The following is a 26,441-nucleotide window of genomic DNA, read 5'->3' on the forward strand; positions in this document are numbered from 1 at the left end:
ATAATCTATAAAAATCCACATATTAGTCCAGTTATAAGAAAATTTTTACCGTTTATCTTTGACAATTCTGCATGTCAGCAATGACATAGTTTTTTTATAGTCTGCATGTCAGCATAAAAAACAAGCATTCTCTGTGTAGGACAACACAATCATGAGTCAAATGATAAACAAAGCCCAAGGATTCGGCTTAGCGCTACTCACTAAAATGGCATCGAGTGATCTGCTCGATCAATTCAAATTACGCAAATGGGTTGAACAATCTCTATATCACTCAGCCAAAGCAGGTTTTAAAACCTTTGAAACCACTCAAAAAAATTTTAAAAGCACACAAAAATTACCGCAACAACGACTGACACGTCAATCCAAAGATTTATTTGATTTGTCATTGAGTGAAGAACAGCAAATGCTGGTCGATGCCATGCAGCAATTTGCTACAGAAGTGATCTATCCATTGGCACATCAGGCAGATCATGATGCGAAATTCCCACAAGTATTATGGCAATACAGCACAGATTTAGGTTTGAACACCTATGCTCTGCCCGAAGCTTTAGGCGGTGTTGCCACTGAACAAAATATTGTCAGCCATATTTTAATTGCCGAACAATTGGCACGTGGTGACTTTGGCTTAACCGCAGGATTACTTTCCACATTTGGCGTAATGAATGCCATAACTCGCTGGGGTTCAGAACAGGTTCAAAATCAGTATTTATCTGCGTTTTCCGAAACAGACGCGAACCATCCAACGCCACTTCAAGCCACTTTTGCGATTCAGGAAAATACTGCTGCGTTTAATCCGTATCAGCTAAAAACCAAAGCGACTTTGCAAAATGGACAGTACCTAATTACAGGTGAAAAAACGCTGGTGATTTTGGCCGAAACAGCAGATTTATTTTTGGTTAGTGCAGAGCTAAATGGTCAAGCCGATGTGTTCATTGTGCAACGTGATGCTTCTATTCAATTTAAAGCAGCGCCTGCAATGGGCTTAAAAGCCTGCGAAACGGCGACTTTAAAGTTTAATCAAACCCCTGCGGAGCGTTTAGGCACAGATGATTTCGATTACAGCGCATTTTTAGATTTAGGCAATCTCATGTGGTGCGCCATGGCAGTTGGTTGCTGTGAAGCAGTGAAAAGTTATTGTATTCGCTATGCCAATGAGCGCACTGCATTTGGCGAACCAATTTCACATCGTCAAAGTGTGGCTTTTATGATTGCAGATATGGCCATTGAAATTGAAGCCATGCGCATGCTGTTGCTGAATGCAGCGAGTCTTGCCGAATCGGGTAAAAACTTTCATCGAGAAGCATATTTAGCACGTCTGCTCTGTGCAGAAAAATCTATGCAAATTGCCACCAATGGCGTGCAAATTTTAGGTGGTCATGGCTTTACCAAAGAACATCCTGTAGAGCGTTGGTATCGTGATTTACGTGCAACTGCAATTATGCATTCAGGCTTGCATGCCTAATCTCACACCATCAATAAACGATAGCCAGCTAGAAAAATAAGGAATACATCCATGAATTTACAAAATCCAAAAAAATTCAAAATGTTGGTCGATCAGGCACATGAAGTTGCTTTAAATGTATTACGTCCCATTTCAAGGAAATATGATAAAGCCGAACACGCCTACCCGAAAGAATTAGACATGCTTGCCGCCTTAGTTGATGGTATGAACCAAGCGGGCGATGGCATGAATGCAGGTGCAGCAGTCAACAAACGTGGTGACACATCTACAGGTAACAAAAATGGCGTAAATATGTCTACCGCACTGAGTATTGTCGAAATGTGTTATGGCGATACAGGTTTATTACTCAGTATGCCACGCCAAGGTTTAGGTAATTCTGCGATTGCTGCGGTGGCCAATGAAGAACAATTACAACGCTTTAATGGTGTTTGGGCAGCCATGGCAATTACCGAACCCAACTGTGGTTCTGACTCTGCGGCTATTCGTACCACTGCCACCAAAGTAGACAATGAATATATTTTAAATGGTGAAAAGATTTTTGTGACCTCTGGTGACCGCGCCGATGCCGTTGTTGTGTGGGCAACCTTAGACAAAAAACTGGGACGTGCTGCGATCAAATCCTTTGTTGTGACTAAGGGCACACCTGGCATGACCGTGGAACGCTTAGAACATAAATTAGGGATTAAAGCCTCGGACACAGCAACAATTCGATTTGAAAATTGCCGTGTTCCTGCGAGCAACCTTTTAGGCAATGCAGAAATTGATGTTGCCAAAGGGTTTGCAGGTGTGATGGAAACCTTTGATAACACTCGCCCTTTGGTGGCAGCTATGGCCGTTGGTTGTGCCAAAGCCGCTTTAGAGCGGATTAAGGAAATTTTTAAAGACCAATTAGATGCAAATTATGCCACGCCCTATTTACAGTGTTCACATATCGCAGCACAGACTTATCGGATGGAAGCAGAATGGGAAGCCGCACGTTTATTGATGCTCAAAGCAGCATGGATGGCAGACAATAAACAGCCTAACTCACGCGAAGCTTCTATTTCCAAAGCCAAAGCTGGTCGCGTGTGTAATGAAATCACGCTCAGGTGTGTCGAGTTAGCTGCATCGGTGGGTTATAACGAAGATGAGTTATTGGAAAAATGGGCACGTGATTCGAAAATTTTAGATATTTTTGAAGGTACGCAACAGATTCAGCTATTGATTATTGCCCGTCGTGAATTAGGTAAAAGTTCGAGTGAGCTCAAGTGATTTTATGATTTAAGGCATATAGTAAAGTAAGATAAAAGACAGATTTTCATAGAAATATTGCTATAAATTTCTGTCTTTTTCTATATAAATTAATCTTCAGGTGAAAAAATTGCGATATATCTTGCTAAAACCTCATCCAAAACATCTGCGTGCGAGGATTCTAAAAACCGCGCGTGTCTAGCTTCAAAATCTAAAGCTCTAGGTTGATCACAACGCACAATACCTGTAGTTTTCCCACCAATAAGCTCTACAGCGAAACCCATATTTCGTGCAAAGTTTCCACCAGAAGTAATAGGCAAAACAATCGGCATTTTAGTAATAAGATTAAATGACTTAGGTGAAATAACAAATACAGGTCGCTTACCTTGTTGTTCATGTCCAAGTGTTGGATCTAATGAAATCAAATAAATATCGCCTTGATTCATTAGATTTCTTCTCGCCCAACTGCTTTTACATCATGCCACGCATCTTGCTCTAATGCTAAAGCTTGATGCTCTTGCAGCAAGTCAGCCAATTTATAAGATGGCTTCGCTTTAGGTTCGACCACTAACTTACCATTCACAATGCTCAGAGAAACTTCCTTTCCCGCATCTAAACCTAAACTTTTTAATAATGTAGGCGGTACGGCAAGCATGACCGAACCACCTACTTTTCTCAAGTTTGTATGAATCATACCCACCTCAATATTATATAAATATATAACTTTATTATGCGCCAAAATGAGATGAAGTCAATTCATAGTAAGATGAGTGAAAATAGACATCTGGTATACATCTCAATCTTTCCTTTGAAAGATATATACAAAAGAAATATCAAAATGAATATTAAAAAATAATCTTAATAATTCAATCAATTATCCACCACACCAAATTTCTTAAAAATTTGTGCACGGCGTTTAGGCTGAATATTGGCTTTGTTTAAATTGCCTTGATAATGTTCAAATACACGTTTATCCATAATTTTAAACCACAAAGGTGGAATCATGGCAGGCAGCAACATGCTGGCATAACCGCTTGGTAATTCAGGCGCTTCATCAAAATGTCGCAAAGCCTGAAATGGTCGGGTTGGATAAGCATGATGATCGGAATGACGTTGTAATTGATACAAAAACAAATTGGTCACAATATTGTTATTATTCCAGCTGTGTTCAGGCATAGTGCGCTCATATTTGCCATGCGCATCTTTTTGTCTAAGCAAGCCATAATGTTCTATATAATTAATTATTTCAAACAGGCTAATGCCATAAAAAGCCTGTGTCGCCAAATACGGAATGATCCCAGTACCAAAACGCGCCAACAATCCAGCATGAAATGCCGCACTCATGCCCCAGCCTTGTAATAATTCATTGTCTTTCGACCAAAAACTTTTGCCTTTACGTTTTAAACGCTGAGTTTCAATTTGCAGTGCAGACTTAAACGAACCTTTTACCGTGCGGGGCCAAAACTCATAAAATGTTTCTCCCATACGTGAAGATGCAGGGTCTTCAGGTGTCGCAGCACGTTTATGATGCCCATACGGATGCTCAACCCGAAAATGGTTATATCCTGTTGGTGCTAAAGCCAAATGTGACAGTAAGTGATCTATTTTTGAAGATTTATGGCTGAGTTCATGCGCAGTATTGACAGCAATACCATTCACCATCCCCATGGAAATACCCAGAAAAATTTTATCGACTAACGAGGTTTGTGGCCGTCCAACCAAATAAGCTGCATAAATATTGGCGGCATATTGCAAAGGAATAAAACTTTTCACCAAACGCGAATAATACCGATCTTCCTCAAGTCGTTTCACATCTTCATTGCTTGGGTTATTGGCATCTTGACCAATTAAAGTATCAATTGTTGGAATAATCACATGCAATAATAAAGGGCCACCTAGAGCAAAAACTTTTTTCGCAGGCTTCGGAGCGAATTGATAACCCGCCAAAATCCCCATCCCCAATACAGGTAAAAATGGGCTGATCAACCATAAATAACGCTTTTTATCGAGTTGAGCCGCGCTTTTATAAGGAACATCCTGTTCCATCTCTTTAAGCAAATGAAGTGGTGCGTTCATCTTATTTTCTTCCTTCTACGCTGTTCTACCTATATATTTGAGGAAAGACACGAGAATGAACAGTTGCAGACGTCCAAAAAAGCTATGCAAAAGTCTTTGGCGCAAAAATGCGCTATATTGTCCTGAAATCACAGGTTTATTTTTTATAATGATTTATGCTTAAAATATGGATGCTTTAAGTAAAATTTTTGATGATATACATCTGCACCAATCAGAATATATCTATTTAAATCCTCAAGGAGATTGGTCATTTCAATATCGTGACCAAGGGGCAATGCTGGCTTATGTAGTACTACAAGGCTCGCTGCATATCCATTTATCTGCACAGACACACCTTCACATTGATGCAGGTGATATTGTCCTGATTCCATCGGGTTGCAGTCATTACGCAAGTGCAACTGCAGACACTCACTGGACAGAACACTTTGATATTTCGGATTTATTTCAAATTCAGTCACAGCAGTCAATAAATTTTGGCACGATAAATCACACACAAGCTGAAGACGCATTTATTTTGGTGATTCAATGCCACATGGACACCACCATGGCAAAACCGCTTTTAAGTGCCCTACCCGAATATCTGCATATTCCGCATATCATGTGCAGCACAGCGCCCGAGTGGTTACAAATTGGCTTGCAATTTTTAGCGGTGGAAAGTCATCAAATCCGACCGGGACGGGATAAAATATTAGATCACTTGGTCAGTATTTTACTGATTGAATGTGTGCGTGATTATATTTTTCAGCTTGATGACTCAAATAACTGGCTCGGCGCTTTGGCACATCCTGAACTTTCCAATGCGCTCGCAGCTATTCATGGTCAACCCGAAAAAGCATGGACGGTAGAAAGTTTGGCAGAACAATGTTGCATGTCACGTTCTAAATTTGCCAATTTGTTTAATCAGGTGATTGGTGAGCCGCCTTTGGCATACTTACAACAACATCGGCTACGCTTGGCATCGCATTATTTACAGCAAGGACAATTGTCGATTCAACAAATTGCCCATCGTGTCGGTTATTCTTCCGAAACCGCCTTTAGCCAAACTTTTAAAAAGCAATTCGAGCTAACACCTAGCCAGTATCGGCAGCAGTTTCAAAACAACAATGCAATCACGAAATGAACAGTTTAACGATCTAAAATCGCCAAAATTGCTTGTGCAGGGTCTTCGCTGTTATCGGACAATAATTGCTTATGCATAGTGATATGTTGCATCACTTGAATTTGTGCAGTTTCGATATAAATTAACTTTTCAATTTCTGCTGCCAAACGCTCTGGTGTTGCATCATCCTGAATTAATTCCTGAATAACCTTTTTACCTGCAATAATATTTGGCAATGAATAATAAGGAATTTTCACCAACAGTTTCGCAATCCAGTACGTAATGCGATTGAGCTTATAAAACGTAACCATTGGACGATGTAATAGCATCGCTTCTAACGTCGCCGTGCCTGAAGCCAGTGCAATCATATCGGACGCATTCATCACCTGACGTCCAATTTTAGATTCTGTGCCACGATTTTCCATCAATTGCACTTTGTCTTGTAATGCACTCGGATAAGACTGTAATAACGCTTCAACTTGTTGTTTACGTGCATCATTAATTGCAGGAATTAGAAACTTAAACTGCGGATATTTTTGCGTCAAAATATAAGCCGCATCTAAAACTAACGGCCCTAAACGCTCAATTTCACCACGTCGGCTACCGGGCAAGAGTGCAATATATTGTTGCTGTTGGTCTAAACCCAATTCGAGCTTTGCTGCAGCAATTGGATTTTCCAACGGCAACTGACTCGCCAAAGGATGTCCGACAAAGGCTGCAGGCACATCCCATTTTTTAAAAAAGGCTTTTTCAAACGGAAATAAACACAGTACCAAATCTATACTGGCTTTAATGCCATGTACCCGACCTTGTCGCCATGCCCATACCGAAGGACTGACATATTGCACGGTTTTAATCGGCAAGTTTTTCTGTTTTAAACTTTTGGCAAGACGTAAATTAAAATCAGGCGCATCAACTCCGACAAAGACATCGACGGGATGTTGAGTCCACTTTTCGACCAAACCATCCCGTACTGCAAAGAGTTTTTTCAAATCTTTCAGCACTTCAACAATGCCCATTACCGATAAAATATCCATCGGATAATAACTTTTAAAACCTTCCGCAATCATTTGTGGGCCACCAATGCCTTCAAACTCTGCATCAATGCCTTGCTCACGAAAACGTCGCATGAGTTGTGCCCCTAAAGTATCACCCGATACTTCTCCCACAACGATACCTATTTTAAGTTTCCGATTTTGCAAGCGTTTTATCCTCTAAATTTTAATTGATATGAATTTTTCATATTTTAGCATAGCCTCTGTATTTTGTAAGAAACAGAAAGTAAGCCGTGGCTTGAGTCTGCAATCTTTTGCGCTGGTTTTCCACATCGACTATATCTGTTTTAAGAATAAGTAAATCACTAATCAAGACAACAACTTATTGCCAAAAGTCATAATATATTCACGTTTTTTGACTTCGGCATATCTTCATGGTTGGTCCTTTAGAGTTTATTTTGGCAGGTGTATTGGTCGGCTTCTGCGTAGGTGTGACTGGCGTGGGTGGCGGCTCACTGATGACTCCCATTCTGATCAGCTTGTTTAAAATTGAACCGCATATCGCAATTGGAACAGACCTACTTTATGCCGCTATTTCAAAGTTCTGCGGTTCATTGGTTCATGCCAAAAAAATGAATATTGTATGGCCCATTGTCATTTGGCTTGCGGTGGGCAGTATCCCTGCTTCATTTGCGACCCACTGGGTTTTAGAGAATTATTTAAGCCAATCTACCCATTACAAAATGGTACTGACCGTGGTACTGGGCTTTATGTTGACCTTAACTGGCATCTCAATTGTGTTTCGCAGTCAAATTGAAACGTTTTTTAATAAATACCGTAAACAAGAATTGCCCGATATGACCCAAGACCTTGAAAAGGTCAAACTACAGGCTGCAGATAAGCGTGCCCTCATTGTAATTATGGGAGTTGTACTGGGTGTATTTGTCACACTTTCTTCAGTGGGTGCAGGTGCTTTTGGCATCATGGCATTGGTGCTGATGTTCCCGAATCTACCGATGATTCGTATTATCGGTTCAGATGTCGTGCATGCCGTCTTACTTACCCTAGTTGCAGGCTTAGGTCACATGAGTTCAGGGAATGTCGACTTTCACCTATTGGTTTGGTTGTTGGTTGGCTCGATTCCTGCAATTGTGGTGGGAACTTTAGTCAGTTCACGTTTACCTGAAAAAGTGATTCGTAAAGTTTTAGGTATTACCTTATTTATTATCGGGATTAACTTTATGGTCAATCCTGTGAAATCAAAACCTATCAGCACACCAGAAACTGCAACAGCAGTTTCTGAGGCACAAGCCAGCCAATAATGAATGCTTTATCTGACAGGATTTTGCTAAAACAGACCGTTTAATTTATCTACCCGATTCATCACTTATTTTTTAAAGAAGTATTCATCTTTTTATAACAAAATACAGTGAAATTCATGTTATATTCAGACTATTAAACAATCTTTTGTATGATCAAACCAGTGACGGCAATGAATACTTTACAGTCTAATCCTCTTACACAATCAGACATCGATGACGTGAATATTGAAAGTATTCAGCCACTCGTGACTCCTGCAGAATTAAAAACTGAGTTACCTTTGACTGAAAATGCTTATCAAACCGTTCTTCGTGGTCGTGAAACAATCCGCAATATTTTAGATGGTAAAGACAAGCGTCTATTTGTGGTGATTGGTCCATGTTCTATTCATGACCCTGCTGCTGCACATGAATATGCAGATCGTTTAAAAGTATTAAGCGAAAAAGTAAAAGATTCTCTTTATATTGTGATGCGTGTTTATTTTGAAAAACCACGTACTACAGTGGGCTGGAAAGGCTTAATTAACGATCCAGACATGAATGACTCTTTTAACATTGAAAAAGGCTTGCGTCTTGGTCGTAAACTTTTACTTGAGTTAAATGAAAAAGGTTTGCCATGTGCGACTGAAGCACTTGATCCAAACTCTCCGCAGTATTATCAAGATTTAATTTCTTGGTCTGCAATTGGTGCACGCACTACAGAAAGCCAAACGCACCGTGAAATGTCATCTGGTCTTTCTTCTCCAGTCGGCTTTAAAAATGGTACAGATGGCGGCTTAACAGTTGCTACCAATGCCATGCAGTCGGTAAAACACGGTCACAGCTTCTTGGGTCTTAATGATCAAGGTCAGGTTTCAGTAATTCGTACTAGCGGCAACCCGTATGCACACGTGGTTTTACGTGGTGGTAATGGCAAGCCTAACTACGATGCAGGCTCTGTTGCAGATGCTGAAAATGCATTAAACAAAGCCAAAGTCAGCACCAAAATCATGATTGACACCAGCCATGCTAACTCAAACAAAGACCCATTCTTACAGCCATTGGTATTAAAAAATATCACTGAGCAAATTTTAGATGGCAATAAGTCTATTGTTGGGATTATGGTCGAAAGTCACCTGAAAGGTGGTCGTCAAGATATTCCTGAAAACTTATGCGATTTAGAGTATGGTAAGTCTGTGACTGACGGTTGTATCGACTGGGATACCACTGAAAAAGCATTGCTTGAAATGCATGAAGCATTAAAAGACGTTTTAGTGAATCGTTAAGATTTAAAAACGCCATCTTCATGATGGCGTTTCTATTTGTAGCATAGGAAATTCTGCGCGCATGAATGACATTGAAACCCAACTTAGCCAAATTAAAAATTTCCAGTTCATTCATGAGCGTTTGTTTTCTTCAGGTCAGCCTACGGCTGAAGAATTAAAACAAATTAAAGAATATGGTATTGGTACTGTCATTAATTTGGCTGAAAGTGATGCGGAACACGCCCTTCCCCATGAAGACAAAATTTGTCTGGATGTTGGACTAAACTATATTCAACTGCCAATTTCATGGGAAACACCATCCTCTGATCAATGTTTATTATTGCTCGATTTGGTCAATCATTTATTAGAAAGCCAAATGGTGTGGGTACATTGCAGCAATAACAGCCACGTCAGTAGTTTGATGTATTTATATCGTCAATATTTTATGGATGTGGATATTGCAACTGCTCAAGACTTATTACATGATATTTGGAAACCAAATGAAACTTGGACAGGCTTAATTCACGCCGTTTCTTTGCAATTACAAGGTCGTAAAGCCACGCAAGATTTACAACAAGCTTTAGAATCTGCTGAACTTTCTTAATTCAGCAGATTACCTAGTTAAATTGCAATGCGATTATTTTGTATGAGAAATCAATACAGTCGCGGTTGCTAAAATACCTTCCTGACGTCCAGTAAAACCTAATTTTTCAGTAGTTGTCGCTTTAATACTAATTTGCGTGACCTCTACACCCAATACATCAGCGACACTTTGGCGCATTTCTAGCGTATGCGGTGCAAGTTTAGGACGTTCGCACGCCACAGTAATATCGGCGTTATTCAGTTTATAGCCACGGTCTAAAATGAGTTGATAAACCTGTTTAAGCAATACCCGACTATCTGCACCTTTATAATTTGGATCGGTATCTGGAAAATGCTGCCCAATATCCCCCAGCGCCAAAGCACCTAATAATGCATCGCATAGTGCATGCAGCACTACATCACCATCTGAGTGTGCTTTTAAACCTTGTGTATGAGGAATTTGAACACCTGCAAGCGTCACAAAATCTCCCGCTTCAAAGGCATGAACATCTAATCCTTGTCCAATACGAATCTGTGCAACCATGTTCAACTCCTGTAGAAATAAATCATTGAAATCTTGTATTCATACTTTCGATTTCGCTATATTAGACCTAGCGCAACATAGTGAAAGTATAAGCGATCATGCTGTTGAAATCTGAGATTCATCTTATCAAAAACTTAAGTACACTGCTGTTATTTGGCTGTTTATATTCATCTTTCTCTTATGCACAAGGGATTGATTGTAGATCTACACCCAATAAAAAGTTGGCGCAGGTGTGCACAGAAAATTTCTCAGAATTGCGTGAAAAATTAAGTGATCAACATTTAACAGCTTATTTGATGAGTGATGCGCCTATTCGCTTGTTAGAAGATACTCAGCAATTGTGGATCCAACGCTTACAGCAATGCAAAAGCTTAAATTGTTATACTCAGCAATTTGATTTTAGAATTGATCAACTGAATTTTTTCACTTCAATGAATCAAAGCATGACTCAACATTATTTAAAATATGAAAATGGTCAATTTGCTGCACAACCCGTACATTTACAAATTCATCAACTCAATAAAAACAGCATTAAAATTGAAGGTATTGCTTATCGCAATCCAAATAACCGCCTTGAAAGCCAAAGTATTGCCTTTTTAGCTTATACAACACCTGATCAAAAAAACAAAATCATCGACAATGAGCACGATTGCAGTTATGAGTTTAATTATTCTAAAGCAATCTTAAAAATTCAAACCAAACAAAAAGGTTGTGAACGCTTTGCGGGCATCTATCGTTTATACGATTAATGCTGAACAATAGATTGTATTAGACAGATTAAATGAGCAACCACAACACAATTGGCAAAGTTAATGCGGCGAATACGGTTTGCAAGCTAATAATTGAAGCCATTAAACGACTATCTCCCCCTAAAACTTGTGTAAGTACATAAGCTGCCGATGCAGTAGGTAAAGCAAAAAACAAGACTAAAATTTGCGACTCCAACACTGGAACATTTAAGCTCTGACAAATTAGCCAAGCCAAAGCAGGCATAAATAACAAACGCCCAAACACATTCAATGCCAATGCGAATACATTTCGTTGCAAGCCATTAAATTGTAATGCTGCGCCCACACACATTAATCCCAAAGGCAAACTGCATAACGCTATTTGACGAATAAAATGCGCTGCACCTTCCCACAAGCTCAAACCTGATAAATTAAATAGACCGCCAACAATACACCCTAAAATTAATGGATTTTTCATTAATGACCATAGGATTTGCTTTGCCTGTAAAGCCTTAGTATCGCTTAAAGCCAACACTGATAACACATTCACCAATGGGATGCAGAACACCAAAATAATCGCGAACAGCACCATGCCCTGCACCTGAAACAATGCTGCGACCAAAGCCAAACCAATATAAGTATTGAAACGTACCATGCTTTGCATATACACCCCAAAACGGACTGCGGGGGTTTTAAAATAGCCGCGCAATGCATATAACAAACAACTTACTAAAGCCACAACAAGCCCCACGACCAACAAAATCTGTGCGATTGATTTCGCTTCAATGTTTGCTGTAGCGAGGTTTAAAAACAACATGCTAGGAAACAAAATATAGTAATTTAACTTTTCTGCACCCTTCCAAAATGGCTCATCCAACATACGTGATTGCTTAAGCAGATAACCCATTGCAATTAAGGCAATCAAAGGGAAAAGTGCAATAAAAATTAAATGGGTCATGGGGTGCTCTGTGTTACTGTTATGCTGTTCTTTTTAAATTATTGCTTAATAAATAAAGTAAATTTACTGGATATTATAAGGATTGTTTTGTGTTTATCCTAATTGCTTAGGCTTTTTAAAACCACAAAAAGAGAAAAAGATGATAATAGCAAAACTCACCTACATCATCTTTCAGATGGATTCTGTATTAACGATGAGTATGGATAGACATCACAATCCCCATACTCGCCAACATGGAAATAACAGCCGTTCCACCATAACTCATCAGCGGCAATGGGTCACCCGTTACAGGTAAAATACCACTCACCATCCCTGAGTTTAGAAATACAAAGAAAAAGAAAGTCAGACCAACCGTGCCTGCATACAAACGTCCAAAATTATGGAAACAATTCATCCCAATCATCAAACAACGTAAAATAATGGCAGCAAACAAACTGAACAGTAAAAATACGCCAATAAAACCAAATTCTTCGGCATAGGTCGACATAATAAAGTCAGTATGATGTTCAGGCAGATAACCCAAATGTGATTGCGTTCCTTCTAAATAACCTTTACCTGTAAAGCCGCCTGAACCAATGGCAATTTTAGATTGAATAATATTCCAGCCTGCCCCCAAGGCATCCGACTCTGGGTCAAATAAGGTTAGTACCCTTTTCTTTTGGTACTCCTGCAAAAAGAACATCCAAAGCAATGGTGCTGCGAGCGCCAATGCAGTGATTGCTCCTAAGATTAATCGCCATGACATGCCACTTAAAAATAGCGCAAAGACACCGGGAATAATCAAACCAATGTTTAAATCGGGTTGCAATGCCACCAAGACAAAAGGAATCATCATAATCACTAAAGCGACAATGATATGGATCAATTTAGGCGGGAAAGCACGACGCGAAAAATACCACGCCATCATCAATGGCATGGCAAATTTCATAAATTCACTGGGTTGCATACTGCCAATACCCGGCAAGCTGATCCAGCGTTTTGCCCCCATACGGGTTTCACCAATGACCAAAACCAAAGCCAGCATGATGACTGCAAAGATATAAAAATATGGACTGGCAGCTTGATATACCTTAGGCGGAATTTGCGCCAAAATAATCATGGCGATAAAGCCAATACCAAAACTGGTCGCTTGACGCAGCACCATCCCCATATCTTGTGCGGTGGCACTATATACCACCATCAAACCCAGAATCGCATTCAAAATCAGAAAACACAGCAACCATGGATCTAAATGTAATTTAGTCCAGCGTGAGGAATCATTTTTAACGCTTCTACCATCACGTAATGAGTGACGTAAAAAACGATACTGCTGCGATGGATTCATGCGACTCAAAGGTATTTAAAATAGACAGGATGGACAATTATAGAAGCAAAGCGGCACAGAGTGAATCATTAAAGCTTAATCGTTGAAGATTCAAGTTTAACGCGGTGTTAATTACACTAGATTTTTATCATCCATGTTGTTGTGAGGCTAAAATTAAACGTGCCAGCTCTAAATCATCGGGATAGGTGATTTTAATATTATCCGAACGACCGTGCACAACATTTACAATTTGCCCTGCTGCTTCTAAAGCACTGGCCTCATCGGTAATCGTCAATTGCTGTTTTAATGCAGATTCAATGGCTGTTTTAAGCACATCAAGTTTAGCAATTTGCGGAGTTTGCGCTTGCCAAAGTTGGTCACGGCTTACCGTGGTTTCAATTTTTGTGCCTTGGCTTACCTTTTTTAAAGTATCACGCACTGGAATAGCCAAAATTGCACTTTGATCTGTTGCCAGTGCAGTCTGATACAACTGTTCAAGGCAAGCAGCTGTCACACAAGGACGCGCTGCATCATGCACCAAAACCCAGTCATCTGCATGGGCGATTTCAGATAAATAATGCAGTGCATTTAAGACTGAATCCACTCGCTCTGCACCACCTACGCAAAAATGTGCTTTTTCTTTTTGTGCCAAGTTTAGGTTTTGCGCTACATCATCTGCTTGACCAATCGCCAAAACATAACCCGCTAAAGGCAAGTGATTTAAACGTGCGATGCTGTGCGCTAAGACTGTTTGATCTTGAATATACTGATATTGTTTAAGTTCAGTTCTAGAAAAACGACTACCAGAACCCGCTGCGGGAATAACCGCCCAAAGTTTAGGGTGTCGGGGCGGTTGCTGCTGCAAGTTGTTGTGATTCATTGGTGCGTAAATCTACTGTGGAATTCGGTTGAATATAAATTGGTTTATATTGTGTGCTGATGGTGCTCATTTGCACAAAGGTTTCATGTGGCTTAATTAAGCCTAAATCTAAACGGGCATGCTCTTCAATGGCTTCTACCCCATTTTTTAAATCATAAACTTCTGCTGCAAGTACACGATTGCGCTCCTTCAGCTCTGTATTTAATTCTATTTGTTGTTGGATTTTTTCTGTCAGTGCAGCATGGTCACGATAACCACCTTCACCAAACCAGTGTAAATATTGAAACCCTGCGATCAAAAAGATCGCAAGGCCCAACAATGCTTTACTCGCTTTGGAGTCAAATACATTTAATAATGACATCTACTGATTTCGCTTAGTTCAAACCTTTGAACTCAGCTTTACCGCGATATGCAGCATTCGTCAATTCTTCAATACGAAGTAATTGGTTATATTTTGCTACACGGTCAGAACGGCACAGTGAACCAGTCTTGATTTGACCTGCTGCTGTACCTACTGCAAGATCCGCAATTGTAGAATCTTCAGTTTCACCTGAACGGTGTGAAATAACAGTTGTGTAACCATTGGCTTTCGCAAGGTAAATTGCATCAAGCGTTTCAGTCAAAGTACCAATTTGGTTGTACTTGATCAGGATTGAGTTACCTACTTTTTCATCGATACCGCGTTGTAAGATTTTCGGGTTAGTAACGAACAAGTCATCACCGACCAATTGAATCTTGTCACCTAAGATCGAAGTGAGGTAAGACCAACCTTCCCAATCAGACTCATCTAAACCATCTTCAATTGAGATAATTGGATATTGATTTACAAGACCAGCTAAATAGTCAGAGAATTGGTTGCTTGTGAATGCTTTGTTGCCTTCACCTGCAAGAATGTACTGACCATTTTTGTAGAATTCTGAAGATGCACAGTCAAGCGCCAACATGATGTCAGAACCCGCTTTGTAGCCAGTCTTCTCAATAGCTTCAAGAATAACTGTGATTGCTTCTTCGTTAGAACGTAAGTTTGGCGCAAAACCACCTTCATCACCCACTGCTGTGTTTAAACCTTTTTGATTCAATACAGATTTTAATGAGTGGAAAATTTCTGCACCAGCACGTAATGCTTCAGAGAATGAAGTAAAGCCCACTGGCTCAATCATGAACTCTTGAATATCAACGTTGTTGTCTGCGTGTGAACCACCATTTAAGATGTTCATCATTGGTACAGGCATGGTTAAAATGCTGTTGTTACGAAGGTCTGCGATGTATTGGAAAAGAGGAATTTTCTTTTCATCAGCAGCAGCGCGCGCAGCAGCCAAAGACACGGCTAAAGTTGCGTTAGCACCTAATTTTTCTTTGTTTTCAGTACCATCAAGCGCAATCATGGTGTTGTCGATGTCTTTTTGTTCAAACACAGACTTACCAAGTAAAGCATCACGAATTAAAGTATTGACGTTATTTACCGCAGTTTTAACGCCTTTACCCAAGTAACGTGCTTTATCGCCATCACGAAGTTCTAGAGCTTCACGAGAACCAGTTGAAGCACCTGATGGTGCACATGCACGGCCAACTACGCCAGATGCTAAGATTACGTCTGCTTCGATGGTTGGGTTACCACGAGAGTCCAAAATTTCACGTGCACGAATGTCAACGATTTGGCTCATGAACAATTCCTCAGTTGATTAATAACGTGATGCTTTAGGCATCAATGAGTCTATAATTTAATATGGATCTAATTTAGTGTGTATCTAGCTTTTGGAAACCTTTTACCAAGGTATCCAATTCTTTAAGCTGTGCCAAGAACGGCTCAAGTTGTGATAGACGCAATGCACATGGGCCATCACACTTTGCCTGCTCTGGTTCAGGATGTGCTTCTAGGAATAAACCTGCCAAGCCAGTTGCCATACCTGCACGTGCCAAGGTGGTAATTTGTGCACGACGACCACCTGCCGAATCTGCACGACCACCCGGAGTTTGCAAAGCATGGGTTACATCAAAGAACACAGGTACATTCATTTCTTTCATGATGTCAAAGCCCAGCATATCGACAACCAAGTTGTTGTAACCAAATGCTGAACCACGCTCACAAAGAATCAATTTGTCATTCCCTGCTTCTAAACACTTATGCAAAATATGACGCATTTCGTGCGGCGCAAGGAATTGTGCTTTTTTGATGTTGATAATGGCTTGAGTTTTTGCCATCGCTTCAACCAAATCGGTTTGGCGACTTAAAAACGCAGGAAGCTGAATAATATCTGCCACTTCTGCCACAGGCGCAGCCTGATACGGCTCATGCACATCGGTAATAATTGGCACATTAAAATGCTTTTTAATGTCAGCCAGCCATTCAATGCCTTTTTCTAAACCGGGACCACGAAATGAGTTCAGGCTAGAACGGTTGGCTTTGTCAAAACTGGCTTTGAATACATACGGGATATTTAAGCGTGTGCAAATATCCACATAAGTTTCAGCAATTTCAAATGCAAGGTCTTTAGACTCAAGTACATTCATGCCACCAAACAATACAAATGGCAAATGATTCGCCATTTGTATATCACCCAAACGTACAATTTCTTGTGGTTTTAATTGTGACATTTCAACTTCCTAGTTTATCCCTAAAGCCATCTTATTTGGTTTTTTGATGCTGTTGTTTTGCCGCACCGATAAAGCCAGCAAACAATGGATGTCCATCACGTGGCGAGCTGGTAAATTCTGGGTGGAATTGTACCGCAATAAACCAAGGATGTTGCGGAATTTCAACAGTTTCAACCAAGTGCTGAATTGGTGAATAACCCGAAATTTTAAGACCAGCTTCTTCAAGCACAGGAATATAACGGTTATTCATTTCATAGCGATGGCGATGGCGCTCTACAATTTCTGCAGAACCATACACTTCACGAGTTTTGGTACCTTCAACCAATTCAGATTTTTGTGCACCTAAACGCATAGTGCCGCCCAAGTCAGAATCGACAGAACGCTGTTGAACTTCGCCGCGCTCATCTAACCATTCAGTAATCAAACCAATAAGTGGCGACTTAGTCGAACGGTTAAACTCTGTTGAACTTGCATCGGCAATACCTGCCACATTACGTGCATATTCAATCACAGCCAATTGCATACCCAAACAGATCCCCAAGAATGGGACACCGTTTTCACGTGCATATTTGATGGCTTGCATTTTACCTTCGGTACCGCGCTCACCAAAGCCGCCCGGAACTAAAATTGCATCGGCATCTTTAAGTACAGTATTAACGTCTTGGCTTTCAAGGTCTTCTGCATTGACATAGTCAATTTCAACTTTGACGCGGTTTTGAATACCCGCATGCAATAATGCTTCGTTTACAGATTTATAGGCATCTGGCAGTTCAACATATTTACCCACCATCGCCACACGAACGCTGTATTCAGGGTTCAATAATGCATCAACTACGTTATCCCAATCAGATAAATCTGCTTCTGGAAGATCATTGAAGCCAAAACGCTCACAAATTAAATCATCAACGTCTTGTTCATAGAATGTACGCGGAATTTGGTAGATGGTTTTGGCATCTTTACATACCACAACCGCACGTGCTTCTACGTTGGTAAATAACGCAATTTTACGGGTAGTGTCAGCATCAACATCATGTTCAGTACGGCAGATGAGAATATCTGGCTGAATACCGATAGATAACAATTCTTTAACTGAGTGTTGAGTTGGCTTGGTTTTTAACTCTGCTGCAGATTTGATATATGGCAATAAAGTTAAGTGCATGAGCATAGTACGCTTATGCCCTAATTCCACCATCAATTGACGTACAGATTCCATGAATGGGAGAGATTCAATGTCGCCTACTGTACCGCCAATTTCTACGATTGCGACATCGTAGCCTTCGCCAGCGCGAAGTACACGTTCTTTAATATTATCGGTAATGTGTGGAATCACCTGAACAGTACCGCCCAAGTAATCACCACGGCGCTCTTTGTTTAGAACGTCTTGATACACGCGACCAGATGTAAAGTTATTTAACTTGGTCATTTTCGCACGACGCAAGAAACGTTCGTAATAACCCAAATCTAAGTCAGTTTCGGCACCATCCTCTGTGACAAAAACTTCACCATGTTGGAAAGGACTCATTGTCCCTGGATCGACATTAATGTATGGATCCATTTTGACCATGGTTACTTTTAAACCACGGGCTTCTAAAAGTGCAGCAACTGAAGCAGCTGAAATACCTTTACCTAGTGATGAAACTACACCACCAGTCACGAAAATAAAATGGGTCATTGGGTTTCTCGTACAATCGAGCCTAAATCGGCCTGCAATGTTGCGCAATTTTACTTTACTCTGCACCAATAAAGCAAAGTCATTCCGCATCAATTCATAGAACAATAAACAATTGGTTATTCTATCAGCATTTCCTATAAAAAATTAGAACTTCTTGAGAGGATTTTCATCTGTCATTTTATTGCTATAATACGTCCGTCTATCCGATCTTTTATTTTGTGCAATTATCAATAAGAAACTTTTAATTTGTGGTGCAATTATGAATAAGAAACTTTTAATTTGTGGTGCAATTGCAACGGCATTGTTATTAACTGCATGTGTAAAAAAAGAACAGCCAAAGCAAGATGAGCAAGAACAAGTAGAGGTTCAAACTGAACAAACTACTGAAACTGCTCAATTTGAACCACTAGAACCTGTTGAAAACATTCAAGATGCTGAACCAGAAGCGCCTGCACAGGTAGAAGTGGAGCGCACTGAAACAGCGAACACCACAACTGAAATCCGTCGTGAAACACCTGCACAACCTGCTGCTGCACCTGCGCCTGCGCCGAAAGCGGCAGCTCCTGTAGCAGAAGATAAACCAACTCAAGCACGTCCAAGCAATAACACAGGTGCTCAATCTGAAGATGATGCTGTTGCCGCTGCGATTGCTGCTGCAACCCCAGCACTTGAGAACTAAGTGCTCACTTAAAACTAAGCTTTAAGTTAAAGTCAGTTTTAAGGTGTAAGTTCTTATCTTAGATTTGAATTGACGTTAAAAAACCCAGTCATTGTGTACTGGGTTTTTTATTCATTTGGATGAGTCTTCGCTGAGATAACTCGTGAATACATTTGCAATACAGCTACCTATTTCTATATAGGTTTGTGCGCTTCACTTTAACTTGCCTGCAGCAACTGCGATTGCACTTTAAAATAATTAGAAATTAAACGCGATGCCCAAGATTTAGTAAAACCGACACCTTCATAAAAACCACAATGACTGCCTTTACGGGTCGTCACTACCATAATATTTGGCATTTTCCGTATGGTTTCTTTATAAGGATCAAAGTTTTTGATGTGGCACACTGGGTCATCTTCTGCATTTAAAACCATAAGCGGAATTTTGACATTCTCAAACACATAAATTGGGTTAATGGCTTGTGTGTAGCTGTCATAATCTTCAAAACCCGCCAATTCAAAATACGCCTTTTCAAACTCTGCCAATGTAGTCGCACTTAACACTTGCGATAAAGATTTTACGTTTTGCCAAATGTCCTGATGGGGCTGAATAAAAAACTGGAATAATTTTTTGGTCATCACTTTACTGTAAAAAGGATGCACATGCTGAAAGCCTAGTTCAGTGTTATATCCTGGGCACAGTGCAAACGCGGCTTTAATTGGGGTTTGCTCGCCTTCTTCGCCCAAATAGCGCACCAATAATCCTGTCCCTGCGGAAGAACCAACAGCATATAATTCAGATTGTGGAAATTGTTGCTGAATAAACACTATTTGTTCACGCAAATCATGCGTCGAACCAAACAGATTCATTTGTGGTACAGGCATAGGTAAATTGCCATGCCCACGACGTAAACATAAGGCAATACGCCACTGTGTCTGTTGATGTAAATCGCGCACCAACTCACGCATACTTTCCAAAGAACCTGTAATGGTATGCATTAAAACAATTGTGGGAGTATCTGCAGGTAAGTCATAACCCACCCAAGCAACTGCGGTGATACCGCCATCTTGCATAGTGAGTTGATCAACCCGATCATACTGCTGACGAATGGTTTTCTTTTTAATTAAATCAAAATATAAAAGATGCGCATGTGTATTGGACAGCCACGGCGTTGGACGGTATTTTTCTTTGAGCTGTGGTAAATAATCCAATACCCGACGGATTTCTCCATGTGGATGATAATACAACGTCGGTAAATCTGCGCCTGTGACCTGATCTAAAACCGCTTGTGTAATTTTCGCTATTTTTTGTAATGTAGACATCATTTTACTCCCAAGCAATACATGCACTTTCAAGCATGCCAACCCGAAACCGATTTCTATAAAACAACTTCATTGCCATACACACGCGGTATTTTATTTTTCGGTTGGCATAAAGGCAGCCATACGTTGTCCCATTTGCACAGCCAATGCCTCTAAACCACTTTTCGGGCGAATCATCACTTCAAAGTCCACAATTTGTCCTTGTGTATTGAATTGAATCATATCAATTCCTTTAAGTTTTTTATCTCCCACATTGGCGGAAAATTCAAGTACAACATTGCAACCATCTTCAGTATAAAACTCACGGTGATAAGTAAAGTTTTCAAAGACCTGAATTACATTGGTCAAAATAAAAAATACCACTTGTTTACCCGCATAAGGTTGGTACGCTACAGGTGAACGAAACACCACATCATCTGCCAGCAATTCACTCAAAATAGACATATCATGGTTTTGCAGCATTGTATGCCAACGCTGTACCGCTAATTTTGTTGTTTCCAAAGTCATGTTAAGTTCCTTTTTTTTGTTTTGATATTTCATTTCTATGCAGAGTCCCTGAGTGAGACTGAAGCACTGCTGCACTGGGCAGAAGCGATTATTAACTCTCTCCCCAGCCCCCTCCCAAAGGAGAGGGAGAAGGAATTACATTAAATTTTCGCTGCCAATTCAGCACCCTGACGAATTGCACGTTTGGCATCTAACTCGCCTGCTTCTTTCGCCCCACCAATTAAATGCACATTTTTGCCTGCTGCCTGTAATTGCTCATACATGGCGGTGTAAGACTCTTGCCCTGCACAAATCACCACATGATCAACTTCGAGCACTGTACTTTGACCATTGACGGTGATGTGCAAGCCTTGATCATCAATCAGGTCATAACTTGCCCCTGCAATCATTTTAACGTCACGGTTTTTTAAACCTGTACGATGAATCCAGCCTGTTGTTTTACCCAAGCCAGCACCCACGGATGATGCTTTACGTTGCAATAAATAAATTTCACGTGGCGATTCTTCAACTTTTGCTGCTTTTAAACCACCGACATGCGCATAATTGGTATCAATTCCCCATTCATCGTAGAATTTTTCAGGATTTAGACTACCACTTTCACCTTCATGGCTTAAATATTCTGCAGTATCAAAACCAATACCACCAGCGCCAATAATCGCAACACGTTGACCTACAGGCTTACGCTCTTTTAATACCTCAATATAGCTCAGCACTTTAGGGTGATTAATACCTGCGATATCCAATTGACGCGGGGTTACACCTGTTGCCACAACCACATCATCGAAGTCAGCATTGAGCAATTGTTCAAAACTAGCCGTATGATTCAATACCAATTTAATATTCGGTTGCAGCTCAATTTGGCGTTTGAAATAGCGCAAAGTTTCGTAAAACTCTTCTTTACCAGGAATGGTTTTAGCAATATTAAACTGCCCACCAATTTGATTCGATGCTTCAAAAATCGTCACCTGATGCCCACGTTCTGCAGCATAGGTTGCAAAGCTCAAACCTGCAGGCCCTGCACCAATCACCGCAATTTTTTTAGTCTGTGTTGCTTCTTTAAAAATGAGTTCTGTTTCATGGCAAGCACGTGGATTGACCAAACATGAAGCAATCTTCATTGAGAAAATATGGTCTAAACAAGCTTGGTTACAACCAATACATGTGTTGATTTCATCACTGCGACCTTGCTCTGCTTTTTGCACAAAGAAAGCATCTGCCAACATTGGACGTGCCATCGATACCATATCGGCATGTCCTGCAGCCAAAACATGCTCAGCCATTTCAGGGGTGTTAATACGGTTTGAAGTGATCAGTGGCACTTTAACCAAACCTTTTAATTTCTCTGTCACCCATGTAAAAGCTGAGCGAGGGACTTTGGTAGCAATGGTTGGGATACGTGCTTCATGCCAGCCAATCCCTGTATTGATAATGGTTGCACCTGCTTTTTCAATCGCATGTGCCAATTGCACCACTTCTTCAAAACTCGAACCGCCTTCGACTAAATCCAACATCGACAAGCGGTAAATAATAATAAAGTTTTCACCCACTTCTGCACGGGTACGTTTAACAATTTCAATTGGGAAACGAATACGGTTTTCATAACTGCCGCCCCATTCATCATCACGATGGTTGGTACGCGCAACAATAAACTCATTAATTAAATAGCCTTCCGAACCCATGATTTCGACACCATCATAGCCTGCGTATTGTGCCAATTTGGCACAATTCACAAAGTCGGCAATGGTTTGCTGTACTTCTGCCGATGTTAGTGCATGTGGTTTACTTGGGTTAATCGGTGCCTGAATTGCTGACGGTGCGACAATATCGGGCTGATAGGAATAACGTCCCGTATGTAAAATCTGTAAAGCAATTTTGCCGCCTGCATCATGCACAGCCTGAGTCACCACTTTATGTTTTTCTGCTTCTTGACGAGTATCAAGTTTATTGCCGCCCGCAAAGGTTAAGCCTGCATCATTCGGTGAAATACCACCTGTTACAATCAGCCCAACGCCACCTTTGGCACGCTCTGCATAAAAAGCCGCCATACGTTCGTATCCACCCGGTGCTTCTTCTAGTCCAACGTGCATTGAACCCATTAAGACCCGATTTTTTAAAGTGGTAAAGCCTAAATCTAAAGGCGCAAGTAAATGTGGATAGTCAGACATAGAATCTCCCTGCTGGCAAAAATGCTGGCTGTTTTATGCTTAATGCAACTTGTTGCATACTTTTATATTCTAGATTTAATTTTTATGCAACATGTTGCATAATTAAAGCTGAAAAAAATAAAGTTGCTCTGTTTATGTCGCTCGCTCACGTTTTATTGACCAGTTTAATTGAAAAACCCAGTAACGGTATTGAATTGGCACGCCGTTTTGACCGCTCTATGGGGTTTTTCTGGAATGCGACCCATCAACAAATTTATCGCGAACTAAATACCATGCTGAAAAAAGGTTGGATTTCAACCTTAGAAGATGAAGATTCTAGCAGTCGTAGCAAAACCTATCAGGTAGAAGCTTTGGGGCGGCATGAACTGGCAAACTGGATGGTCGAGCAAAGCCCGCCTGCACAATTACGCGAAGAACTTATGGTACGTTTACGTGCCGAAGCCCAACTTGGCGGCAACAGCGTCTTACCCGAACTAGAACGACATTTGCTGCTTCACAAAGCCAAGTTGCACACCTATCAACAGATTTTTGCCAAAGACTTTAGCCAAGCACCTGCGAACAACCGTACCCTGTATATTCATAAAATGATTTTGCAGCTAGGGATAGATCAGGAAATTGGCTGGATTGAATGGCTGGAAAATGTGATTCCTGAACTGAAAAAGTTTGATGCCGAAGCCTCATCTTAAAAGTATATTTTTAAGTAATAGCAACCACATCAATGTGAAATCAGGGTTGCTCACCATACAGAAATGATCAGGCTATGCTATAAAGAATAACGCATCTTTAATTACAACCATGCAAGGAAATGCTGATGCCTTTTTACCGCATGCCCGATGGCGAAGCTCTATTTGTACGTGAATTTGGTCAAGGTGAGCCTGTGGTTGTGCTTTCAGGTTTAGGCATGCACAGTTGGCAATGGTTGCCATTTCTGTATCAACATAAAAAGCAGTATCGTTTTATTATTCCAGACTGGCGTGGTTTTGGGGGTTCAAACCTGTGTGCCGTTCCAGAACTGGATGCTATTTCGAGCCATTGGCAAGATTTAAACAGTCTGCTTCAACAACAGAACCTGCAACAATTTAAACTGATTGGCTATTCCATGGGGGCAACCACTGCCATGCATGGCATGCAATATGGACAATTGGCTGCGCATTTAAGCAGTTATTTACAAATTGACCAAGCACCAAAAATTGGGGTAGATGAAAACTGGCCTTATGGCTTATTTGGCAATCAACATCAACAATTTAAACAGTTATTGATTCATCTGTCCGAGTTTTTACATGATCACGCGCAATATACTGATATTCAACAAATGGATGTGTTGCAGCGTAAAAACTTAGTCGAACTTTGGCTAGAATTTATAGAATTACAAGCCAGCAATAAAATCAGTCCGTTTTTATTTAAACTGGCCGTCAAACGTCCTGTTTTACAACGCTATATTTTACCTACACAGCGTTTAGATTATTTACGCTGGTATATCGACAATTATTTACACCATCAGGAAGATTATCGTGAGGCTTTAACTCAACTGGGTTGTCCGACAGTCTTTTTTACAGGCGCACAATCGACCTTGTATGCGGCAGAAGGACAACGTCAAGTGGTAGAAGCTATGCCGAATGCGAAACAAGTCATATTTCACCAATCTGGGCATACCCCTTTACTGACCGAACCGTTGAAATTTAATCAGGAAATTAGCCAATTTTTAAAACTAAACAGCTAAAGTAAAACGGTGGAAAATGTGGTTTGCAATATTTTCCACCGTAGCATCATTAGACCTAGATTTAGTTTAGATCTAGATTTAATTGGCAAAAGCCGCGATACCCGTTTGCGCACGACCTAAAATTAGCGCATGCACATCGTGCGTCCCTTCATAGGTATTCACGACTTCCAAATTGACCAAATGCCGCGCCACGCCATATTCATCACTGATACCATTCCCACCAAGCATATCGCGCGCCATACGAGCAATCTCTAAGGCCTTGCCACAGTTGTTGCGTTTAATCAGCGAAGTACCTTCGAGTGAAGCAATACCCTCATCTTTCATACGACCAAAACGTAAAGCAATTTGTAAACCCAGCGCGATTTCGGTTTGCATATCGGCAAGTTTCTTTTGAATGAGCTGATTGGCCGCCAAAGGACGTCCGAACTGAATCCGATCCATCGTATATTGATGCGCAGTATGCCAACAAAACTCAGCCGCACCCATAGCACCCCAAGCAATGCCATAACGTGCACTATTTAAACAAGTGAACGGCCCTTTTAAACCACGCACTTCAGGTAACATATTTTCTTCAGGCACAAAAACATTGTCCATGACAATTTCACCTGTGATTGAAGCGCGTAAACCAACCTTGCCTTGAATGATTGGTGCAGAAAGTCCATCCCAACCTTTTTCTAAAATAAAACCGCGAATATCACCCACTTGCCCATCTGCTGAAACTTCTTTTGCCCACACCACAAATACATCGGCAATTGGACTATTGGTAATCCACATTTTCGCACCGTGTAAACGATAACCGCCAGCAACTTTATGTGCTCTGCTGTTCATACTGCCAGGGTCGGAGCCAAAATCAGGTTCAGTCAGACCAAAACATCCGATCCATTCACCCGAAGCGAGTTTGGGTAAATATTTTTGTTTTTGTGCTTCACTGCCAAACTCATAAATTGGCACCATCACCAATGAACTTTGCACACTTGCCATTGAACGATAGCCTGAATCGACCCGTTCAATTTCACGTGAAATTAACCCATAACTCACATAATTTAAACCTGCACCGCCATATTGTTCAGGTATGGTTGAGCCTAACAAACCAAGCTCACCCATTTCACGGAAGATGCTGCGATCTACCGTTTCATGTCTAAACTGATCACGTACCCGCGGCAGTAATTTTTCCTGACAATAAGCATAGGCACTATCACGAATCATACGTTCGGTTTCAGTCAATTGCTGTTCAAGCAAAAAAGGATCTTTCCAATCAAATTTCACTTTTTCACTGTGAGTTGCAGGCGTGTGATTTGGCGATGGATTGTGTTGTGACATGGCATCCTCTGCACATTATTATAGGTTCTGGTTCATCAATATTTGATTTTGCAGCGTCATAC

General features: G+C 40.7%; 26 protein-coding genes. 10 read left to right on the forward strand and 16 right to left on the reverse strand.

Going from position 1 to position 26,441, the window contains the following annotated elements; translation table 11 throughout:
• The first annotated feature begins 151 nt into the window (after positions 1 to 151).
• A complete protein-coding gene (locus VF675_RS10760) occupies positions 152 to 1,462 on the forward strand; it encodes an acyl-CoA dehydrogenase family protein (RefSeq protein ID WP_004973388.1) in 1,311 nt (436 codons plus the stop codon).
• 51 nt (positions 1,463 to 1,513) lie between these two features.
• Entirely contained in the window at positions 1,514 to 2,713 is a 1,200-nt protein-coding gene (locus VF675_RS10765) for an acyl-CoA dehydrogenase family protein (RefSeq protein WP_179991099.1), read from the forward strand.
• An 89-nt stretch (positions 2,714 to 2,802) separates the two neighbouring features.
• Here VF675_RS10765 and VF675_RS10770 read toward each other — a convergent pair whose 3' ends face one another.
• The 3 genes from VF675_RS10770 to VF675_RS10780 form a co-directional block, all read right to left on the reverse strand.
• The gene (locus VF675_RS10770; RefSeq protein WP_004973384.1) at positions 2,803 to 3,138 is read right to left on the reverse strand and encodes a type II toxin-antitoxin system PemK/MazF family toxin; all 336 of its coding nucleotides are present in this window, start codon (positions 3,136 to 3,138) and stop codon (positions 2,803 to 2,805) included.
• Positions 3,138 to 3,386, reverse strand: a complete 249-nt coding sequence (locus tag VF675_RS10775; RefSeq protein ID WP_004973383.1) for an AbrB/MazE/SpoVT family DNA-binding domain-containing protein — start codon at positions 3,384 to 3,386, stop codon at positions 3,138 to 3,140. Before VF675_RS10775 ends, VF675_RS10770 begins: the two co-directional genes overlap by 1 nt.
• Before the next feature lie 176 nt (positions 3,387 to 3,562).
• Entirely contained in the window at positions 3,563 to 4,768 is a 1,206-nt protein-coding gene (locus tag VF675_RS10780; RefSeq protein WP_440205215.1) for an alkane 1-monooxygenase, read from the reverse strand.
• A gap of 166 nt (positions 4,769 to 4,934) precedes the next feature.
• Between VF675_RS10780 and VF675_RS10785 the strand changes: the two genes are divergently transcribed.
• Positions 4,935 to 5,888 (forward strand): AraC family transcriptional regulator, encoded by a 954-nt coding sequence (locus VF675_RS10785; protein WP_096900855.1) that lies wholly within the window; start codon positions 4,935 to 4,937, stop codon positions 5,886 to 5,888.
• 5 nt (positions 5,889 to 5,893) lie between these two features.
• Here the strand turns inward: VF675_RS10785 and lpxB are convergent, their stop codons facing one another.
• Positions 5,894 to 7,069 carry a lipid-A-disaccharide synthase gene (lpxB, locus tag VF675_RS10790; protein ID WP_440205216.1) on the reverse strand — a complete coding sequence of 392 codons (1,176 nt, stop codon included), beginning with the start codon at positions 7,067 to 7,069 and terminating at the stop codon, positions 5,894 to 5,896.
• 227 nt (positions 7,070 to 7,296) lie between these two features.
• On the opposite strand from lpxB, the gene VF675_RS10795 reads away from it, so the two are divergent.
• The 3 genes from VF675_RS10795 (at position 7,297) to VF675_RS10805 (ending at position 10,029) form a co-directional block, all read left to right on the forward strand.
• Positions 7,297 to 8,184 (forward strand): sulfite exporter TauE/SafE family protein, encoded by an 888-nt coding sequence (locus VF675_RS10795; protein WP_104852074.1) that lies wholly within the window; start codon positions 7,297 to 7,299, stop codon positions 8,182 to 8,184.
• Positions 8,185 to 8,354: 170 nt separating this feature from the next.
• Entirely contained in the window at positions 8,355 to 9,446 is a 1,092-nt protein-coding gene (locus VF675_RS10800) for a 3-deoxy-7-phosphoheptulonate synthase (protein WP_042068745.1), read from the forward strand.
• Positions 9,447 to 9,507: 61 nt separating this feature from the next.
• Entirely contained in the window at positions 9,508 to 10,029 is a 522-nt protein-coding gene (locus VF675_RS10805; protein WP_104852075.1) for a protein tyrosine phosphatase family protein, read from the forward strand.
• Positions 10,030 to 10,062: 33 nt separating this feature from the next.
• On the opposite strand, the gene ispF is transcribed toward VF675_RS10805, so the two are convergent.
• The gene (gene ispF, locus VF675_RS10810) at positions 10,063 to 10,551 is read right to left on the reverse strand and encodes a 2-C-methyl-D-erythritol 2,4-cyclodiphosphate synthase (protein WP_104852076.1); all 489 of its coding nucleotides are present in this window, start codon (positions 10,549 to 10,551) and stop codon (positions 10,063 to 10,065) included.
• A gap of 98 nt (positions 10,552 to 10,649) precedes the next feature.
• Here ispF and VF675_RS10815 point away from each other — a divergent pair, with 98 nt between their 5' ends.
• The gene (locus VF675_RS10815) at positions 10,650 to 11,300 is read left to right on the forward strand and encodes an A1S_1983 family putative colistin resistance protein (RefSeq protein ID WP_004973366.1); all 651 of its coding nucleotides are present in this window, start codon (positions 10,650 to 10,652) and stop codon (positions 11,298 to 11,300) included.
• A 28-nt stretch (positions 11,301 to 11,328) separates the two neighbouring features.
• On the opposite strand, the gene VF675_RS10820 is transcribed toward VF675_RS10815, so the two are convergent.
• The 7 genes from VF675_RS10820 to VF675_RS10850 all read right to left on the reverse strand — a co-directional run bounded on the left by VF675_RS10820 (position 11,329) and on the right by VF675_RS10850 (position 18,687).
• Complete coding sequence (locus tag VF675_RS10820) at positions 11,329 to 12,237, reverse strand: AEC family transporter (RefSeq protein WP_440205217.1); 909 nt, start codon at positions 12,235 to 12,237, stop codon at positions 11,329 to 11,331.
• 187 nt (positions 12,238 to 12,424) lie between these two features.
• On the reverse strand, positions 12,425 to 13,561 hold the full coding sequence (rodA, locus tag VF675_RS10825) for a rod shape-determining protein RodA (protein ID WP_440205218.1): 1,137 nt from the start codon (positions 13,559 to 13,561) through the stop codon (positions 12,425 to 12,427).
• Between the two features lie 127 nt (positions 13,562 to 13,688).
• Positions 13,689 to 14,420 (reverse strand): 2-C-methyl-D-erythritol 4-phosphate cytidylyltransferase, encoded by a 732-nt coding sequence (ispD, locus tag VF675_RS10830; protein ID WP_004973351.1) that lies wholly within the window; start codon positions 14,418 to 14,420, stop codon positions 13,689 to 13,691.
• Positions 14,377 to 14,781, reverse strand: a complete 405-nt coding sequence (locus tag VF675_RS10835) for a septum formation initiator family protein (RefSeq protein WP_004973349.1) — start codon at positions 14,779 to 14,781, stop codon at positions 14,377 to 14,379. Before VF675_RS10835 ends, ispD begins: the two co-directional genes overlap by 44 nt.
• A 13-nt stretch (positions 14,782 to 14,794) precedes the next feature.
• Positions 14,795 to 16,084, reverse strand: coding sequence for a phosphopyruvate hydratase (gene eno / locus VF675_RS10840; protein ID WP_004973347.1), 1,290 nt, complete (start codon positions 16,082 to 16,084; stop codon positions 14,795 to 14,797).
• Between the two features lie 73 nt (positions 16,085 to 16,157).
• Positions 16,158 to 17,015: a 3-deoxy-8-phosphooctulonate synthase gene (gene kdsA, locus VF675_RS10845; protein WP_004973345.1), complete on the reverse strand. Its 858-nt coding sequence runs from the start codon at positions 17,013 to 17,015 to the stop codon at positions 16,158 to 16,160.
• Between the two features lie 31 nt (positions 17,016 to 17,046).
• Positions 17,047 to 18,687, reverse strand: a complete 1,641-nt coding sequence (locus tag VF675_RS10850) for a CTP synthase (protein ID WP_004973343.1) — start codon at positions 18,685 to 18,687, stop codon at positions 17,047 to 17,049.
• A 259-nt stretch (positions 18,688 to 18,946) separates the two neighbouring features.
• Here VF675_RS10850 and VF675_RS10855 point away from each other — a divergent pair, with 259 nt between their 5' ends.
• On the forward strand, positions 18,947 to 19,366 hold the full coding sequence (locus VF675_RS10855; RefSeq protein WP_004973341.1) for a hypothetical protein: 420 nt from the start codon (positions 18,947 to 18,949) through the stop codon (positions 19,364 to 19,366).
• Between the two features lie 197 nt (positions 19,367 to 19,563).
• Here VF675_RS10855 and VF675_RS10860 read toward each other — a convergent pair whose 3' ends face one another.
• The 3 genes from VF675_RS10860 to VF675_RS10870 form a co-directional block, all read right to left on the reverse strand.
• Positions 19,564 to 20,670 (reverse strand): YheT family hydrolase, encoded by a 1,107-nt coding sequence (locus VF675_RS10860; protein WP_026438425.1) that lies wholly within the window; start codon positions 20,668 to 20,670, stop codon positions 19,564 to 19,566.
• Positions 20,671 to 20,760: 90 nt separating this feature from the next.
• The gene (locus tag VF675_RS10865; protein ID WP_004973337.1) at positions 20,761 to 21,174 is read right to left on the reverse strand and encodes a nuclear transport factor 2 family protein; all 414 of its coding nucleotides are present in this window, start codon (positions 21,172 to 21,174) and stop codon (positions 20,761 to 20,763) included.
• Between the two features lie 140 nt (positions 21,175 to 21,314).
• The gene (locus tag VF675_RS10870; protein ID WP_440205219.1) at positions 21,315 to 23,339 is read right to left on the reverse strand and encodes an FAD-dependent oxidoreductase; all 2,025 of its coding nucleotides are present in this window, start codon (positions 23,337 to 23,339) and stop codon (positions 21,315 to 21,317) included.
• A gap of 134 nt (positions 23,340 to 23,473) precedes the next feature.
• On the opposite strand from VF675_RS10870, the gene VF675_RS10875 reads away from it, so the two are divergent.
• Together VF675_RS10875 and VF675_RS10880 are read left to right on the forward strand one after the other, a co-directional pair.
• Positions 23,474 to 24,025 carry a PadR family transcriptional regulator gene (locus VF675_RS10875; protein WP_004973333.1) on the forward strand — a complete coding sequence of 184 codons (552 nt, stop codon included), beginning with the start codon at positions 23,474 to 23,476 and terminating at the stop codon, positions 24,023 to 24,025.
• Between the two features lie 125 nt (positions 24,026 to 24,150).
• Entirely contained in the window at positions 24,151 to 25,059 is a 909-nt protein-coding gene (locus tag VF675_RS10880) for an alpha/beta fold hydrolase (protein WP_096900864.1), read from the forward strand.
• A 78-nt stretch (positions 25,060 to 25,137) separates the two neighbouring features.
• Here VF675_RS10880 and VF675_RS10885 read toward each other — a convergent pair whose 3' ends face one another.
• Positions 25,138 to 26,379, reverse strand: a complete 1,242-nt coding sequence (locus tag VF675_RS10885) for an acyl-CoA dehydrogenase (protein ID WP_136143882.1) — start codon at positions 26,377 to 26,379, stop codon at positions 25,138 to 25,140.
• Positions 26,380 to 26,441 lie beyond the last annotated feature (62 nt).

It is taken from the genome of Acinetobacter sp. Lyrl_1, assembly GCF_051948795.1.
In the GTDB taxonomy this organism is placed as follows: Bacteria; Pseudomonadota; Gammaproteobacteria; order Pseudomonadales; family Moraxellaceae; genus Acinetobacter; species Acinetobacter towneri.